Source organism: Pseudomonas sp. PB105, assembly GCF_009764655.1.
In the GTDB taxonomy this organism is placed as follows: Bacteria; Pseudomonadota; Gammaproteobacteria; order Pseudomonadales; family Pseudomonadaceae; genus Aquipseudomonas; species Aquipseudomonas cyclaminis.
In genome coordinates this window covers 116,421-133,045 of the sequence record NZ_RWIO01000040.1, presented here as the reverse complement: position 1 = coordinate 133,045, position 16,625 = coordinate 116,421, and the positions used below count along the sequence as shown (strand labels likewise).

Below are 16,625 nucleotides of genomic sequence, written 5' to 3'. Positions count from 1 at the left end.
AAAAGTACCGGCCACAGCGCAGACAAAGCCAAGACATATCGACACGCTAGGTTTAATGTAATCGCCCGGCGCTATAGTTAGCGCTGTCTGGAACCCATTCCTTGAGATAAGACTGGATGTTCCGGGCTTTGAAGTGTCCTAAAGGCAGTCCCTGTAATAAAAGGAAACCCGCAGCGATGGCGTACTACCGCACCCCTCATGACGTTACCGCTCTGCCCGCCTGGCAAGCGCTCAATCAACATCGCCAAGCCATGCAGGATTTCAGCATGCGCGAAGCGTTCAATGCCGATCCCCAGCGATTTTCCCAATTCACCTTGAGCAGCTGCGGACTTTTCCTCGATTACTCGAAAAACCTGATCACCAGCGAGACCCGCGACCTGCTCGTCGGCCTGGCCAAGGAAGTCGGCCTCAAGGACGCGATCGACTCGCTGTACGCTGGCGAGCCGGTCAACTCGTCCGAAGGCCGCCCTGCCCTGCACACCGCCCTGCGCCGCCCGGTGGGCGACAAGCTGTCGGTCAACGGCGTGAACATCATGCCGGACGTGCACAAGGTGCTGAACCAGATCACTGACCTGGTCGGCCGCATCCATGACGGCCTGTGGCGTGGCTACACCGAGAAGCCCATCACCGACGTGGTGAACATCGGCATCGGTGGCTCGTTCCTCGGCCCGGAACTTGTCTCCGAAGCGCTGTTGTCCTACGCCCACAAAGGCGTGCGCTGCCATTACCTGGCGAACATCGACGGCAGCGAGTTCCACGAGCTGACCATGAAGCTGCGCGCCGAGACCACGCTGTTTATCGTCTCGTCGAAATCCTTCAACACCCTCGAAACCCTGAAAAACGCCCAGGCCGCCCGCGCCTGGTACCTGGCCCAGGGTGGCTCGGAAGCCGAGCTGTACCGCCACTTCATTGCCGTGTCGAGCAACAACGCGGCAGCCGTGGCCTTCGGTATCCGCGAAGAAAACATCTTCCCGATGTGGGACTGGGTCGGCGGCCGGTACTCGCTGTGGTCGGCCATCGGCTTGCCTATTGCCCTGGCCATCGGCATGTCCAACTTCAAGGAACTGCTGTCCGGTGCCTACACCATGGACCAGCATTTCCAGAACGCGCCGTTCGAGCAGAACATGCCGGTGCTGCTGGGCCTGCTGGGCGTGTGGTACGGCAACTTCTGGGGTGCGCAGAGCCATGCGATCCTGCCGTACGATCACTACCTGCGTAACATCACCAAACATTTGCAACAGCTGGATATGGAATCCAACGGCAAGAGCGTGCGCCAGGATGGCAAACCGGTGTCCACCGATACTGGCCCGGTGATCTGGGGTGGCGTGGGTTGCAACGGTCAGCATGCTTACCACCAGTTGCTGCACCAAGGGACTCAACTGATCCCGGCCGACTTCATCGTGCCGATCGTCAGCTTCAACCCGGTGTCCGACCACCATCAGTGGCTGTACGCCAACTGTCTGTCCCAGAGCCAGGCCCTGATGCTCGGCAAAACCCGCAGCGAAGCCGAATCCGAGCTGCGCGACAAGGGCATCCCGGAAGACGAAGTGCAGAAGCTGGCCCCTCACAAGGTGATCCCGGGCAACCGTCCGAGCAATACCCTGGTGGTGGAGCGCATCAGCCCGCGTCGCCTCGGCGCGCTGGTTGCCATGTATGAGCACAAAGTGTTCGTGCAGAGCGTGATCTGGGGTATCAACGCCTTTGACCAATGGGGCGTGGAGCTGGGTAAAGAGCTGGGCAAGGGCGTCTACAACCGCCTGACCGGCGCCGAAGAAACCTTGGCCGAAGACGCTTCGACCCAGGGCCTGATCAACTACTTCCGCGGCCGTCACCGCGGCTGATCCAGGTATCGCAGGGCCAACGTCCGTTTGGACGTTGGCCTTGAACCCTCCTCACACAGGGTGCATCTTTATAGCTTGTCGCAAAAACAAGAATAAGGATCGCTCATGTTCGATATCAGCACGTTTCCCACCGCCGATGCCGTCCGTCGGGCTGCGCAACTCAGTCAAGAGGACTACCAGCGCCTCTATCGTCAATCCATTGAGCAACCCGATACGTTCTGGGCCGAACAGGCCAAGGGCTTTCTCGACTGGACCACCCCCTGGCACACCGTTCAACACTCGGACATCCGCACGGGCGCGGCCCAATGGTTTGCCGGCGGCCAACTGAACGTCAGCTATAACTGCATCGACCGTCACCTGGCACAACGCGCCGATCAGCCGGCCTTCATCTGGGAGGGCGATGATCCGAAAAAATCCTCCACCATCACCTACCGCCAACTGCACCAGAACGTCTGCCGCCTGGCCAACGTGCTGAAAAGCCGTGGGGTGAATAAAGGCGACCGCGTGTGCATCTACATGCCGATGATCCCGGAAGCGGCCTACGCCATGCTGGCCTGCACGCGTATTGGCGCCGTGCACTCAGTCGTGTTTGGTGGCTTTTCGCCGGATGCGCTGCGCGACCGTATTCTCGACGCCGACTGTCGGACCGTGATCACCGCCGATGAAGGCGTGCGCGGCGGCAAGCCCGTTGCCTTGAAACAGAATGTCGACAAGGCCCTGGCCAGTTGTCCGAATGTCAGCACCGTCGTGGTGGTGCAACGCACCCGTGCCGCCGTGAACTGGAGCGAAGACCGCGACCTCAACTACCAGCAGGCCGTGGACGCGGCCAGCGACGATTGCCCGCCAGAGCCGATGGACGCCGAAGACCCGCTGTTCATCCTGTACACCTCCGGCAGCACCGGGAAACCCAAGGGCGTGCTGCACACCACCGGCGGCTACCTGCTGCAGGCGGCCATGACCTTCAAATACGTGCTCGATTACCGAGACGGCGAGGTGTTCTGGTGCACCGCCGATGTGGGCTGGGTCACCGGCCATAGCTACATCGTGTATGGCCCGCTGGCCAATGGCGCCACCTCGCTGATGTTCGAGGGCGTGCCGAGCTACCCGGATAGCTCGCGGTTCTGGCAGGTCATCGATAAACACCAGGTGAATATTTTCTACACCGCCCCAACGGCCTTGCGCGCCTTGATGCGCGAGGGCCACGGCCCACTGGAAAACACCTCCCGCGCCAGCCTGCGTTTACTGGGCAGCGTGGGCGAGCCGATCAATCCAGAGGCTTGGGACTGGTACTTCAACGCCGTGGGCGAACAACGCTGCCCGATTGTGGATACCTGGTGGCAGACCGAGACCGGCGGCATCATGCTCAGCCCGTTGGTCAGCGCCCAGCGGATCAAGCCGGGCTGCGCCACCCAGCCGATGTTTGGCGTGCAACCGGTGTTGCTGGATGAGCAGGGCAAGGTGATCACGGGCGCCGGCAGCGGCGTGCTCGCGATCAAGTCAAGCTGGCCGGGGCAGATCCGCAGTGTCTACGGCGACCCACAGCGGATGATCGACACCTATTTCAAGCCCTACCCCGGCTACTACTTCACCGGCGACGGCGCACGTCGCGATGAAGACGGCGATTATTGGATCACCGGGCGTATCGACGATGTGATCAACGTGTCCGGGCACCGTATCGGCACCGCCGAGGTGGAAAGTGCGCTGGTGCTCCACGACCAAGTGGCCGAGGCTGCGGTGGTGGGCTACCCCCACGATGTCAAAGGCCAGGGCATCTACGCCTTCGTCACCCCCATGAATGGTGTGGAACCCAGCGATGCGCTGAAAAAACACCTGCTGGAGCTGGTCAGCAAGGAAATCGGCAGCTTTGCCAAGCCGGAACTGATCCAATGGGCACCGGCCTTGCCGAAAACCCGCTCCGGCAAGATCATGCGCAGGATTTTGCGCAAGATCGCCTGCAACGAACTGGACAGCCTCGGCGATACCTCGACCCTCGCCGACCCCAGCGTCGTGGACGGCCTGATCGACAAACGCCTGAACCGCTAGGAACTCCTGACTCGCCATGGAATTTATCCGCAGCCGTATCGAAACCCAACTGATGAGCCTCACCGGCTTGTCACTGGGCCAACTGGACCTGGAAAACCCCAAGGGCGATCCCGGCCTGTTCGGGCCGGACTCGGTCAGTTGGCAGGTTCATGGCGATTTCAGCAGCATGCTCATCGGCGGTATCAGTGCGTTGATGCTGCAAGCCCTGCATCCTCTGGCCCTGGCCGGCGTGTGGGACCATTCGAACTTTCGCCAGGACATGCTCGGGCGCCTGCGGCGCACTTCGCAGTTCATTTCCGGCACTACCTTCGGTTCGCGCAAAGATGCCGACTGGCTGATCGAAAAAGTGCGCACCATTCATTTGCAGGTGGTCGGCCATGCCCCGGATGGGCGGCCTTATGCGGCAAGCGACCCGGACCTGCTGACCTGGGTGCATGTAGCGGAGGTGAGTAACTTTCTCGCCGCCCATTTGCGCTATCGCAACCCGACGCTTTCGGGGCGCGACCAGGATCGTTACTACAGCGAAATCGCCTTGATAGCGGAGCGCTTGGGCGCACGGAATGTACCGCGATCACGGCAGGAAATTTCCGATTATCTGGAGCGCATCCGCCCACAATTGCTGTGTGACGAACGCAGCCGCGAAGTACTGCGCCTGCTGCTGAACGCGCCTTCGCCCAGCACGTTGGCCAAGCCGTTTGGCGCCTTGATGATGCAGGCCGGAATCGACCTGCTGCCGGACTGGGCCAGCGCCATGCTCGGTCAGCGGCAGAACCCGATGCAACGCCAGATGATCCGCGCCGGGGTCAAGCGCAGTGCGCCGCTGCTGCGCTGGGCGATGCGCAATGGTTCGGTACAACGGGCACACCGACGGATGGGGTTGATGTAGGCAAGGCCCTATAGCTGTTAAACTTCGCGCCCTCATTTACAGCCAGGCGCGCTCCATGTCTCCCTTGAATCAGGCGCTGCGCGCCGCCCTCGATCATCGCCAAGACCTGATCAACGAGCTGCACGCCCAAGGCACCGATTGCTATCGCCTGTTCCACGGCAGCCAGGAAGGTGCCGGTGGCCTGACCATCGACCGCTACGGCCCGCAGTTGCTGGTGCAGAGCTTCCATCAGTCGCTGGAAACAGCAGACCTGCTGGACCTGCATCAACTGATCAACCAGTACCTGGGCCTGGAGTTGCTGCTGGTCTACAACGACCGCTCCCGTGGCAACTCGCGGATCGACCGCGAAGACACGGTCTATCGCGCCGAACCCGCAGCACTGGAAGACCTGGTCGGCCACGAATGGGGCCTCAATTACCGTGTGCGTGGCCGCCATGCCGGGCAGGATCCTTTGCTGTTCCTCGACCTGCGCAATACACGCGGCTGGATCAAAGAGCACAGCGCCGGCAAAAGCGTGCTGAACCTGTTCGCCTACACCTGCGGCGTGGGCCTGAGCGCCGCGGCCGGTGGCGCGAGTGAGGTGTGCAACCTGGACTTCGCTGAAGGCAACCTGGCGGTCGGGCGTGAAAACGGCCTGCTCAACCCAAAACTGCCGAGCATGGCGTTTGTGCAGTCCGACTACTTCCCGGCGATTCGCCAGCTGGCCGGGCTGCCGATTACCCAACGGCGCGGGCAGAAACTGCCGAGCTACCCGCGTCTTGAACAGCGTCAATATGACTTGGTGCTGCTCGATCCTCCGGCCTGGGCCAAGAGCGCCTTCGGCACCGTCGACCTGTTGCGCGACTACCAGAGCCTGCTCAAGCCCGCACTGCTCGCGACGGCGGATAACGGCGTGCTGATTTGCTGCAACAACCTGGCAAAAGTCAGCATGGAGGATTGGCGCGAACAGGTCCTGCGCTGTGCGGAAAAAGCCGGGCGCCCCGTGCGCGACTGGCAAATCATGACACCGGGGGCGGACTTTCCTTCACAGGATCAGCAGCCACCCCTGAAAACACTGATACTCCAGCTGTAGGACACGTCCCAAAGCACCGGCTCTTCGGAACCGAAAACCCGTGCCATACTCCAAGGCACTCCTGTTCGATATAGATGGCGCCGCCCCATGTCCAAAGGATTGATTCGCGCCACTGGCGCCTTGTTGACCGCCCTTGCCCTGTACAGCTTGCTGGGCTTTTTGATTCTGCCGGGCATCGCCCTTCGCATTGCCAACCAACAACTGGCCAATTACGCCACGGTGCCGGCGCGGATCGAGCGCATCGAGCTCAATCCGTTCAGCCTGGAAGTCACCGCATGGGGCCTGAAGATTGGTGAACCCGGCAAGGAACTGGTAGGTTTTGAGCGCCTTTACGCCAACCTGCAGATCGACAGCCTGTGGACCCGCGCACTGCATCTGGCCGATGTGCAATTGGATCAGCCCAAGACCGAGCTGCTGTTCGACAAGTCCGGCCAATTGAACCTGGCGCAGTTGTTCAAATTACCTGCGAGCGAACCGTCCCCCGCCGATCCCGACGCCAAGCCGTTCCCACTGCGTATCGACAGCATCAAGCTGGCCGGCGGTTATGTGCACTTCCAGGATCTACGCCCCAGCGAGCCGATCGAATTTCTCTACGACAAACTCGACTTTGAGCTCAAAAACCTCAGCACCTTGCCTGAAGACAATGCCGACATGACCTTGGTCGCGGCAGGCCCTGAGGGCGGGCAGATCGATTGGAAAGGCAACTTCAGCCTGGTGCCGATCACGTCCGAAGGTACGCTGAAGGTCACTGACGGCAAGATGAAAGCCTGGTGGCCGTATGTGCGTGACGCGCTGCCCCTGGTCCTCGAAGACGGTGTGCTCAACTTCAGTACCGACTATAAATTCAGCCTGGCCAAAGAAACCGAGCTGAACCTGACAAACACAGCCGCCAGCATCGCGCCGTTCGCCATCAAGGCGCCGGATGGCCGCCCGCTGGTGCGCCTGGAGCGCCTGGACGTCAGCGAGACCACGGTGGACCTGGCCAAGCAACAAGTGGTGGTCGGCAAGATCCGCAGCAACAAACTGGAAACCTGGGCCGCCCGTGAAGCCGATGGGCAACTGGACTGGCAGAAACTGTTCGCCAGCCAACCGAACAAGCCAGCCAAGGCGCCGGAGCCCGCCACGGCGCCCGCCACCGCCGATTCGCCAAAGCCTGCACCCGCTGCGCCAAGCAAACCTTGGCAGGTGCTGCTCAAGGACGTGCAACTGCGCAACTATCAAGTGCACTTGGCCGACCGACAGGTCAAACCAGCCGTAGCGCTGGAGCTGGGCCCGTTGAATGTCGATGTACAGAATTTCGACAGCCTCAACCAGAGCCCATTCACCCTCAAGGTCGACAGCGGCCTGGGCAAGCAAGGCAAGATCCAGGCAACCGGCGAAGTCAACCTCAACCCGGTCAGCGCCAAGTTGAAGGTCACCACCAAGGACATCGACCTGCGGGTCGCCCAGTCCTATATCAGCCCGTTTATCCGTCTTGAACTGCGTAGTGGCATGCTCGGCAGTGACCTCGACGTGAACCTGAAAAGCACCGAGCCCCTGGCGCTGCAGATTACCGGGCGGGCGCAGGTTGACCAGTTGCACACCTTGGACACCCTGAAGACCCGTGACTTCCTCAAATGGCAGCGTCTGGTCGTCGAGGGTCTGAACTATCAGCACGGCAACAGCCTGTCGATCGACAAGGTCAACCTGTTGCAACCCTATGCGCGGTTCATGATCAACGATGACCGCACCACCAACGTCGACGACCTGCTGATCCCGCAGCCAGCCGACACGGGTGCCAAATCGGCGGCCAAGCCTGCTGCGAGCAACGATAAACCCCTGGGCATTCGTATCGGGCAGATTGCTATCAACGACGGCTCGGCCAATTTTGCCGACTTCAGTCTTACACCCAACTTCGCCACCGCCATTCAACAGCTCAACGGACAGATCGGCACGATTGACAGCCGTCAGGCCAAACCGGCCAGCGTCGATATCAAGGGCAAGGTGGACCGCTACGCGCCGGTGACGATCAAAGGCAGCGTAAACCCGTTTGACCCCATGTCAGCGCTGGACATCGCCACCAGTTTCAAACGCGTTGAGCTGACCACATTGACGCCTTATTCAGGCAAGTTCGCCGGCTTCCGTATCCGCAAGGGCCGCCTGAACCTCGACTTGCACTACGTGATCACCAAAGGCCAGTTGAAGGCCGAGAACAAAGTGGTGGTCGAGCAACTGCAACTGGGTGAGAAGGTCGACAGCGCCGATGCCGTGGACTTGCCGATTCGTCTGGCAATCGCCTTGCTCAAGGACACCGACGGCAAGATCTCGATCGAGCTGCCGGTTACTGGCGACCTGAACAACCCGCAATTCAGCGTGATGCCGATTGTGTGGCAGACCCTGCGTAACCTGGTGGTCCGTGCAGCGACAGCGCCGTTCAAGTTTATCGGCGGGTTGGTCACCGGGGGCGGCTCGGAGGACTTGGGCAATGTGTCCTTCGCCCCGGGTTCCAGCGAGTTGAGCAAAGACGCCGAGAGCGCGCTGAACACACTGGCCAAGGCACTCAAGGAACGCCCAGCCCTACGCCTGGAAATTGAAGGCACAGCGGCTGCCAGCAGCGACGGCCCTTTCCTGGCCGCCGAACGCCTGGAACGCGAATACCAGTACAACTACTACAAAATCCTCCAGCGCCGCGGCGATAAAGTCCCGGCTCAGGCGTCGTTGCTGGTCGTTCCGGAAAGCGAAAAAGCACCGTTGCTCGAAGGCATCTACCGTACCCGCGTGAAACAACAGCCACCTGCGGAGTGGAAAGACCTGAGCCGCGATGACCGGTCAGCCAAGCTGCGTGACGGCGTGATCAAGTTCTGGAGCAATAGCGACGTGCTGCTGCGTCAACTCGGCCAGGATCGTGCCAGCACCATCAAGGATTACCTGGTGGACAAGGGCCAGTTGGAAGACGACCGCGTGTACTTTATTGATGCCAACCTGGGCCAGGCGGAGAAAGATGGCCGTGTGGTAACGCTCATGCACCTGGATGCCGAATAACCTGGCCCAATAGAACAGGCCCCGACACAAGTGCCGGGGCCTGAGTTGACCACATCCGTGTGGTCGGTCGCATGAACCTTAGAGGTGCATTGAGTGGATATCTAGCTCACTCGTGGCCGCCGCTTAAGTCAAACGAACTGTCCAGCGTTACTCTGCTTTCAGGCCATCGGCCGAGACAGCTTTAACGCCTTTGATTTTCTTGGTAATCGCCACAGCAGTGGTTTTCTGCGCTTCGCTAACGGCTACGGTCGACGACAGGGAAACAACGCCTTTATTGGTTTCGACCTTGATGTCGGTGCCAGGAATACCCTTTTCGGTAACCAGGTCAGCTTTTACCTTGGTGGTGATCCAAGTGTCGCTGGTGGTTTCCTTGGCGTCATGGGCTGCGCCTTTGGTTTTGTCGATGCCATCTGCTTTGGTAGCACCGCCAGCCATCAGGCCATCAGCGGAAACAGCAGTGACGCCTTTGATCTTTTTGGTGATCGCGACAGCAGTAGCTTTCTGTGCGTCGGAGATAGCGACTGTCGAGGACAGGGAAACCACGCCTTTGTTGGTTTCAACCTTGATGTCCGAACCAGGAATGCCCTTTTCGGTCAGCAGGTCGGATTTGACTTTGGTGGTGATCCAAGTATCCGAAACGCTTTCCTTGGCCTTGGTAGCTTCGCCAGCCGCCAACGTCATAGGGGCTTGGGAAGTCTGAGCAAAGGCTACGTTAGCACCCATGGCCAGAGTCAGAGCGGTAGCAGTAGCGAGAGCGAACTTCTTCATACGAGTAACTCCTGTTTTATTAAAAGTCTGCAGTACGTGAACCTTGATGCTGCAGCGTTAACAGGGATATTGCAGGCAGTGTGCCAAGTCGAAGCCTTCAATTAAACCCTTATAAAACAACGACTTATGAATATTGAATATTTCCGGAATCGTGCAACTTGCATGAAGGCCGTCGTGCCTGCATGCAAGTTGCGGCTTTTGCATTGGGCTAAACGGCTGATTTCGCTTCACTTTCCCGCGCCCATGAAAAAAGGACCCCGAAGGGTCCTTTTGTTCAGCTTAAACCTGCGGGTAATTAAACGCCCGAAGCCTTGGCTGCTGCTACGTCCTTGATGGACAGCTTGATACGGCCGCGGTTGTCCACGTCCAGTACCAGCACTTCCACTTCCTGGCCTTCTTTCAGAATGTCGGTCACTTTCTCAACACGAGCGTCGCTCAGCATGGAGATGTGAACCAGACCGTCTTTGCCCGGCAGGATGTTGACGAATGCGCCGAAGTCGACGATGCGCTCAACCTTACCCACGTAGATCTTGCCGATCTCGGCTTCAGCGGTGATGCCCAGGACGCGCTGACGTGCAGCTTCAGCCGCTTCCTTGGTTTCGCCGAAGATCTTGATCGAGCCGTCGTCTTCGATGTCGATCGAAGCCTTGGTTTCTTCGCAGATCGCACGGATGGTCGCGCCACCTTTACCGATAACATCACGGATTTTGTCGGTGTCGATTTTCATCGCGATCATGGTCGGAGCATTTTCCGACAGCTCGGTGCGCGACTGGCCAATGATCTGGTTCATCTGGCCGAGAATGTTCAGGCGCGCTTCCAGGGCTTGGCCCAGAGCGATCTCCATGATTTCTTCGGTGATGCCTTTGATCTTGATGTCCATCTGCAGCGCGGTAACACCTTTAGCGGTACCGGCTACTTTGAAGTCCATGTCGCCCAGGTGGTCTTCGTCGCCCAGGATGTCGGTCAGGATGGCGAACTTCTCGCCTTCTTTAACCAGACCCATGGCGATACCGGCAACTGGTGCCTTCATCGGTACACCGGCGTCCATCAGGGCCAGGGAAGCACCGCAAACGGAAGCCATGGAGCTGGAACCGTTGGATTCAGTGATTTCCGACACAACACGGATGGTGTACGGGAACACGTCAGCAGCAGGCAACATTGCGGAAATCGAGCGACGGGCCAGACGGCCGTGACCGATTTCGCGACGACCAGCACCACCCATACGACCACACTCGCCCACCGAGAACGGAGGGAAGTTGTAGTGCAGCATGAACGGGTCTTTTTTCTCGCCTTCCAGGGTGTCCAGCAGCTGTGCGTCACGGGCGGTACCCAGGGTCGCAACTACCAGAGCCTGAGTTTCACCACGGGTGAACAGTGCCGAACCGTGGGTCTTCGGCAGAACGCCGACTTCGATGTTCAGCGGACGTACGGTGCGGGTGTCACGACCGTCGATACGTGGCTTGCCGTTAACGATGTTTTCGCGAACGGTGCGGTATTCGATTTCACCGAATGCAGCTTTGACTTCGCTGGAAGAAGGCTGGCCTTCTTCACCGGACAGCTTGGCTACAACCTGATCCTTCAGCTCGCCCAGGCGAGCGTAACGGTCGGCCTTGACGGTGATGGTGTAGGCGTCGGAGATGGCAGCGCCGAACTCGGAGCGGATAGCGCCCAGCAGTTCGGTAGCTTCGGCTTGTGGAGCCCAGGCCCAAGTAGGCTTGGCAGCTTCGGCAGCCAGTTCTTTAACTGCGTTGATCACAACCTGGAATTCGTCGTGAGCAAACAGTACGGCGCCCAGCATCTGGTCTTCGGTCAGCTCTTTGGCTTCCGATTCAACCATCAATACGGCTTCCGAGGTACCGGCAACGACCATATCCAGGCTCGATGCTTTCTGCTGCTCGTAAGTCGGGTTCAGCAGGTAGCCGGTGCTTTCGTGGAAAGCAACGCGGGCAGCGCCGATCGGGCCATCGAAAGGAATACCGGAGATCGCCAGGGCAGCCGACGTACCGATCATTGCAGCAACGTCCGGATCGGTTTTCTTGCTGGTGGAAACGACGGTGCAGACAACCTGCACTTCGTTCATGAAGCCTTCAGGGAACAGCGGACGGATCGGACGGTCGATCAGTCGGGAAGTCAGGGTTTCTTTCTCGGAAGGACGACCTTCACGCTTGAAGAAACCGCCAGGGATCTTACCGGCAGCGTAAGTCTTTTCCTGGTAATGAACAGAAAGAGGGAAGAAGCCCTTGCTCGGATCAGCGGTCTTGGCGCCAACAACGGTCACCAATACGGTAACGTCGTCATCAACGGTAACCAGCACTGCGCCGGAGGCTTGACGGGCGATACGGCCTGTCTCAAGGGTAACGGTCGACTGACCGAACTGGAATTTTTTGATAACCGGGTTCACGGTGTCCTACCTTCTTTGTGGCTCTTGGGGAACTTGTTTTCTTGCGAAATTCTTGGGCAATGTCGGGAATCGGCCCGACCCTTGTCCAGGGGGTAAAACGTGTATCCAGATAAAACTTGAGGCTGGGAGCCTACCATGAGCCAACGGGAATCCCGATGACACACGGCAGACAACCAACCTCTAGCGCAATCGCTTATTAGCGACGCAGACCCAGGCGACCGATCAGAGCCTGATAACGACCCAGATCCTTGCCTTTCAGGTAATCCAGCAGCTTACGACGCTGGTTTACCATGCGGATCAGACCACGACGGGAGTGGTGATCTTTACCGTTGGCCTTGAAGTGACCTTGCAGCTTGTTGATGTTGTGGGTCAGCAGTGCAACTTGCACTTCTGGCGAACCAGTGTCACCAACAGCTTGCTGATAGTCAGCAACGATTTGTGCTTTTTCTTGAACGTCGAGAGCCATGAGGCAATCCTTTTTTCAGGAAACCACCCAAAGGGCAGTTTCAACAGGCCAGGGACAAATCCCTGTATCTAAAAATGAGTGTTGACCGTGCCTGTTAACAGCCACACTCGTCCGGTCATTCTGACCGAATCAGTCTACGCGGCGCGATGCGCCCGTCTTCGCTCACTTCACCTATACCGATAAAGCGACCGTTATGATCCTGTACCCGCACCATGCCGAACTTCGGAGCATCCGGGGCACGTACCGGCTGGCCGTTGAGCCAGTAGAACGCGCTGTGCTCCGAGAAGTGCAGCAACGGCCAATCCAGCAAACCGCTGTCCGATGGCATCAGGAAGCGATCAACCGCTTCATTGCCGCCTTCGGCGTGTACCGCTTCCAACTCTTCCAGCGTGACCGTCTGAGCGAGGCTGAAAGGTCCGGCCTGGGTGCGTCGCAGTTCTGCAACGTACGCGCCGCAACCGAGCTGTTCACCAATATCTTCCACCAGGGTACGGATATAGGTGCCTTTGCTGCAGTCCACGGCCAGGCGTGCGGTTTCACCTTCACAGGCGAGCAATTCCAAGCGCGCAATAGTAACAGAACGCGGTTCACGCTCCACTACTTCGCCCGCACGTGCCAGCTTGTAAAGTGGCTGCCCGTCACGCTTGAGAGCCGAGTACATCGGCGGTATCTGACTGATTTGCCCACGAAAAGCGGGTAAAGCGGCTTCGATATCAGCACGACCAACGGTCACCTCGCGAACCTGCAAAACATCACCTTCGGCATCCGCCGTGGTGGTGGTCTTGCCCAGTTGCATCAGGGTTTCGTAACCCTTGTCGGAATCCAGCAGGTATTGCGAGAACTTGGTCGCTTCGCCAAAGCACAACGGCAGTACGCCGGTAGCCAGGGGATCCAGGCTACCGGTATGCCCGGCTTTCTCGGCATTGAGCAGCCAGCGGACCTTCTGCAACGCGGCATTGGAGGTAAAGCCAATGGGCTTGTCGAGCAGAATGATGCCGCTGACGTTGCGACGGATACGTTTGACCTGAGCCACCGCTTACTCCTTGGCGTCTTCAGGTGTGGACGGATGCTGGCTGTCTTCAGCCACGGCGCGCTCGATCAACGCCGACAGGTGCGCACCACGCACGACGCTTTCGTCGTAGTGGAAGTGCAACTGCGGAACACTGCGCAACTTCATTTCGCGGGCCAACTGCATGCGCAGGAAACCGGCGGCAGAGTTGAGCACCTTGATGCTTTGTGCGATTTCTTCGCTGTTGTCCTGCCCCATCACAGTGATGAAGATCTTGGCGTGACCCACGTCACGGCTCACTTCAACGGCGGTGATAGTGACTAGGCCAACGCGCGGGTCTTTGACTTCGCGACGGATCAGTTGGGCCAGCTCGCGCTGCATCTGATCGCCGATACGTTGGGTACGGCTGTATTCTTTTGCCATGTCTTGTTACCTGTTACTGCCACACGGTGAAACCCGTGGGGTCTGAAAGCGGCAAACGCCCGGCCTGACAAAAGCCAGACCGGGCGTTGCGTTTAGAGTCCGTACGCTGCGCGGGGCATTTTCATGCCCACACGCGACGTGGCTCCGGAAGTGCGCGAGTTAGAGGCTGCGAGCAACCTGAACCTTCTCGTAGACTTCGATCTTGTCGCCAGGCTTGACGTCGTTGTAGCTCTTGACGCCGATACCGCATTCCATGCCGGCACGTACTTCGGAAGCGTCATCCTTGAAGCGGCGCAGGGATTCCAGCTCGCCTTCGAAGATAACGATGTCTTCACGCAGTACACGGATCGGACGGTTACGGTACACAGTACCTTCGATAACCATGCAACCGGCGATCGCACCGAATTTCGGCGAGCGGAACACGTCACGCACCTCGGCGATACCCAGGATATTTTCCCGAACGTCGCTGCCAAGCATGCCGGTGAGGGCTTTCTTGACGTCTTCGATGATGTCGTAGATGACGTTGTAGTAACGCATGTCCAGGCCTTCCTGCTCGACGATCTTCCGTGCGCCAGCATCGGCACGCACGTTGAAGCCGAACAATACAGCGTTGGAAGCCAGTGCCAGGTTAGCGTCGGATTCGGTGATACCACCGACACCGCCACCCACAACACGCACTTGCACTTCGTCGTTACCCAGGCCATTCAAGGCGCCGTTCAACGCTTCGAGGGAACCACGAACGTCAGATTTGAGGACGATATTCAGCGTCTTCTTCTCTGCCTGGCCCATGTTCTCGAAGATGTTTTCCAGCTTGCCGGCGTGAGCGCGAGCCAGTTTGACTTCGCGGAACTTGCCTTGACGGAACAGAGCCACTTCACGGGCTTTCTTCTCGTCCGACAGCACGCTCATCTCGTCGCCAGCGTCCGGGGTACCGTCCAGGCCGAGGATCTCGACAGGGATGGAAGGACCGGCTTCCTTGATTGGCTTGCCGTTCTCGTCGAGCATGGCACGTACACGGCCATAGTTCGAACCGACCAGGACCATGTCGCCTTGGCGCAGGGTACCGTCTTGAACCAGAACGGTTGCAACCGGGCCACGGCCTTTGTCGAGACGCGATTCAACCACAACGCCACGACCTGGGGCCGATGGGGTTGCTTTCAGTTCGAGTACTTCAGCTTGCAGCAGGACCGCTTCGAGCAGTTCGTCCACGCCAGTACCGACTTTCGCCGAAACCGAAACGAACGGCGTATCACCGCCCCACTCTTCAGACGTCACGCCGTGAACCGACAGTTCGCTACGGATGCGATCAAGATCGGCGCCCGGCTTGTCGATTTTGTTCACGGCAACAACCAGTGGAACACCAGCGGCCTTGGCGTGCTGGACAGCTTCAATGGTCTGCGGCATCACGCCGTCGTCCGCTGCAACTACCAGGATCACGATGTCAGTCGCCTTGGCACCACGGGCACGCATTGCGGTAAACGCGGCGTGACCAGGGGTGTCGAGGAAGGTGACCATGCCGCGCTCGGTTTCAACGTGGTATGCACCGATGTGCTGGGTGATGCCGCCGGCTTCGCCAGCAGCTACCTTGGCACGACGGATATAGTCGAGCAGCGACGTCTTACCATGGTCAACGTGGCCCATTACGGTCACAACTGGCGCACGGGAGAACGTCTCACCTTCAAACTTCAGGGACTCTGCCAGGGAATCTTCCAGGGCGGTGTCGCTGACCAGGGTCACTTTGTGGCCCAGTTCTTCGGCTACCAGCTGAGCAGTTTCCTGATCAAGCACCTGGTTGATGGTCGCTGGAGTACCCAGTTTGAACATGAACTTGATGATTTCAGCAGCCTTGACCGACATCTGGTTGGCGAGATCGCCAACAGTGATGGTCTCGCCGATCTGCACATCACGCACGACAGGGCCGGTTGGGCTCTGGAAACCGTGGGCGTTGCGCTTCTTCAGCTTGGCCTTGCCGCGACCACCACGACGGAAGCCATCGCTTTCTTCGTCGGTAGTACGTGGGGCAACGCGTGGCGCAGGCGCTTTCTCTTTGACCGAAGCGCGATGCGGAGCGTTTTTGCGCTCGCCATCGCCACCGCCACCGCGACGATTGTTATCGTCGGCACGTGGTTTGTCCGGACGACGAGGTTCCTCGCGCTTGCGGGCATCGGCAGCAGGTGCTGGTGCTGCGGCAACCGGAGCGGCCTCACGCACAGCTTCTGCAGGAGCAGCGACCGCATCAGTCGAAGCAGTTTGCGCAGCAGCAGGCTGACGGCGCGCTTCTTCTTCGGCGCGACGCTTGGATTCTTCTTCAGCCTTCTGACGAGCAGCATTTTCTACTGCGCGACGTTCATCCAGTTCGCGTTTGCGCTCGGCTTCGATTTCTTCCGGGCTGCGCTGTACGAAGACTTTTTTCTTGCGTACTTCAACGCTGATGCTCTTGCTACCAGCAACACGCAGGGTGCTGGTAGTTTTGCGCTGCAATGTAATCTTGCGCGGTTCTTCCACTTTCGCCTTGTGGCTGCTCTTCAAGTGAGTCAGCAAAGACTGCTTCTCACTATCGCTCACACCTTCATCGGCGGCGGTGTGCGGCAGACCTGCCTCACGCATCTGCTGCAACAGGCGCTCTACCGGTGTTTTGACCTCATCGGCCAGTTGTTTCACCGTGACTTGCGTCATGCACTTCTCTCCTCAGGCC

The 16,625-nt window shown here is 59.0% G+C and carries 11 protein-coding genes; 5 read left to right on the top strand and 6 right to left on the bottom strand.

Features of this window, described 5'->3' with window-relative positions; translation table 11 throughout:
• Positions 1-176 precede the first annotated feature (176 nt).
• The 5 genes from pgi to EJD88_RS10205 all read left to right on the top strand — a co-directional run bounded on the left by pgi (position 177) and on the right by EJD88_RS10205 (position 8,863).
• Positions 177-1,841 carry a glucose-6-phosphate isomerase gene (gene pgi, locus EJD88_RS10225; protein WP_099584801.1) on the top strand — a complete coding sequence of 555 codons (1,665 nt, stop codon included), beginning with the start codon at positions 177-179 and terminating at the stop codon, positions 1,839-1,841.
• A gap of 105 nt (positions 1,842-1,946) precedes the next feature.
• A complete protein-coding gene (gene acs / locus EJD88_RS10220) occupies positions 1,947-3,884 on the top strand; it encodes an acetate--CoA ligase (RefSeq protein ID WP_158877891.1) in 1,938 nt (645 codons plus the stop codon).
• A 16-nt stretch (positions 3,885-3,900) separates the two neighbouring features.
• The gene (locus tag EJD88_RS10215) at positions 3,901-4,770 is read left to right on the top strand and encodes an oxygenase MpaB family protein (RefSeq protein ID WP_099584799.1); all 870 of its coding nucleotides are present in this window, start codon (positions 3,901-3,903) and stop codon (positions 4,768-4,770) included.
• A 55-nt stretch (positions 4,771-4,825) separates the two neighbouring features.
• Positions 4,826-5,842, top strand: a complete 1,017-nt coding sequence (locus EJD88_RS10210; protein ID WP_158877890.1) for a class I SAM-dependent rRNA methyltransferase — start codon at positions 4,826-4,828, stop codon at positions 5,840-5,842.
• An 87-nt stretch (positions 5,843-5,929) separates the two neighbouring features.
• Positions 5,930-8,863 carry a DUF748 domain-containing protein gene (locus tag EJD88_RS10205; RefSeq protein WP_158877889.1) on the top strand — a complete coding sequence of 978 codons (2,934 nt, stop codon included), beginning with the start codon at positions 5,930-5,932 and terminating at the stop codon, positions 8,861-8,863.
• Positions 8,864-9,010: 147 nt separating this feature from the next.
• Here EJD88_RS10205 and EJD88_RS10200 read toward each other — a convergent pair whose 3' ends face one another.
• The 6 genes from EJD88_RS10200 to infB form a co-directional block, all read right to left on the bottom strand.
• Positions 9,011-9,631 (bottom strand): BON domain-containing protein, encoded by a 621-nt coding sequence (locus EJD88_RS10200; RefSeq protein ID WP_099584796.1) that lies wholly within the window; start codon positions 9,629-9,631, stop codon positions 9,011-9,013.
• Positions 9,632-9,926: 295 nt separating this feature from the next.
• Positions 9,927-12,032 carry a polyribonucleotide nucleotidyltransferase gene (gene pnp / locus EJD88_RS10195; RefSeq protein WP_099584795.1) on the bottom strand — a complete coding sequence of 702 codons (2,106 nt, stop codon included), beginning with the start codon at positions 12,030-12,032 and terminating at the stop codon, positions 9,927-9,929.
• 196 nt (positions 12,033-12,228) lie between these two features.
• Complete coding sequence (gene rpsO / locus EJD88_RS10190; RefSeq protein ID WP_003176135.1) at positions 12,229-12,498, bottom strand: 30S ribosomal protein S15; 270 nt, start codon at positions 12,496-12,498, stop codon at positions 12,229-12,231.
• 115 nt (positions 12,499-12,613) lie between these two features.
• The gene (truB, locus tag EJD88_RS10185) at positions 12,614-13,531 is read right to left on the bottom strand and encodes a tRNA pseudouridine(55) synthase TruB (protein WP_099584794.1); all 918 of its coding nucleotides are present in this window, start codon (positions 13,529-13,531) and stop codon (positions 12,614-12,616) included.
• A 3-nt stretch (positions 13,532-13,534) separates the two neighbouring features.
• On the bottom strand, positions 13,535-13,930 hold the full coding sequence (rbfA, locus tag EJD88_RS10180) for a 30S ribosome-binding factor RbfA (protein ID WP_003176137.1): 396 nt from the start codon (positions 13,928-13,930) through the stop codon (positions 13,535-13,537).
• 159 nt (positions 13,931-14,089) lie between these two features.
• Positions 14,090-16,606, bottom strand: a complete 2,517-nt coding sequence (infB, locus tag EJD88_RS10175; RefSeq protein WP_099584793.1) for a translation initiation factor IF-2 — start codon at positions 16,604-16,606, stop codon at positions 14,090-14,092.
• Between the last annotated feature and the right edge of the window lie 19 nt (positions 16,607-16,625).

Excerpts from the sequence above, each read along its gene's own strand:
- rbfA (WP_003176137.1), bottom strand. The coding sequence starts at position 13,930 with ATGGCAAAAGAATACAGCCGTACCCAACGTATCGGCGATCAGATGCAG.
- EJD88_RS10200 (WP_099584796.1), bottom strand. The coding sequence starts at position 9,631 with ATGAAGAAGTTCGCTCTCGCTACTGCTACCGCTCTGACTCTGGCCATG.
- acs (WP_158877891.1), top strand. The coding sequence starts at position 1,947 with ATGTTCGATATCAGCACGTTTCCCACCGCCGATGCCGTCCGTCGGGCT.
- EJD88_RS10215 (WP_099584799.1), top strand. The coding sequence starts at position 3,901 with ATGGAATTTATCCGCAGCCGTATCGAAACCCAACTGATGAGCCTCACC.
- rpsO (WP_003176135.1), bottom strand. The coding sequence starts at position 12,498 with ATGGCTCTCGACGTTCAAGAAAAAGCACAAATCGTTGCTGACTATCAG.
- infB (WP_099584793.1), bottom strand. The coding sequence starts at position 16,606 with ATGACGCAAGTCACGGTGAAACAACTGGCCGATGAGGTCAAAACACCG.
- EJD88_RS10210 (WP_158877890.1), top strand. The coding sequence starts at position 4,826 with ATGTCTCCCTTGAATCAGGCGCTGCGCGCCGCCCTCGATCATCGCCAA.
- pgi (WP_099584801.1), top strand. The coding sequence starts at position 177 with ATGGCGTACTACCGCACCCCTCATGACGTTACCGCTCTGCCCGCCTGG.
- EJD88_RS10205 (WP_158877889.1), top strand. The coding sequence starts at position 5,930 with ATGTCCAAAGGATTGATTCGCGCCACTGGCGCCTTGTTGACCGCCCTT.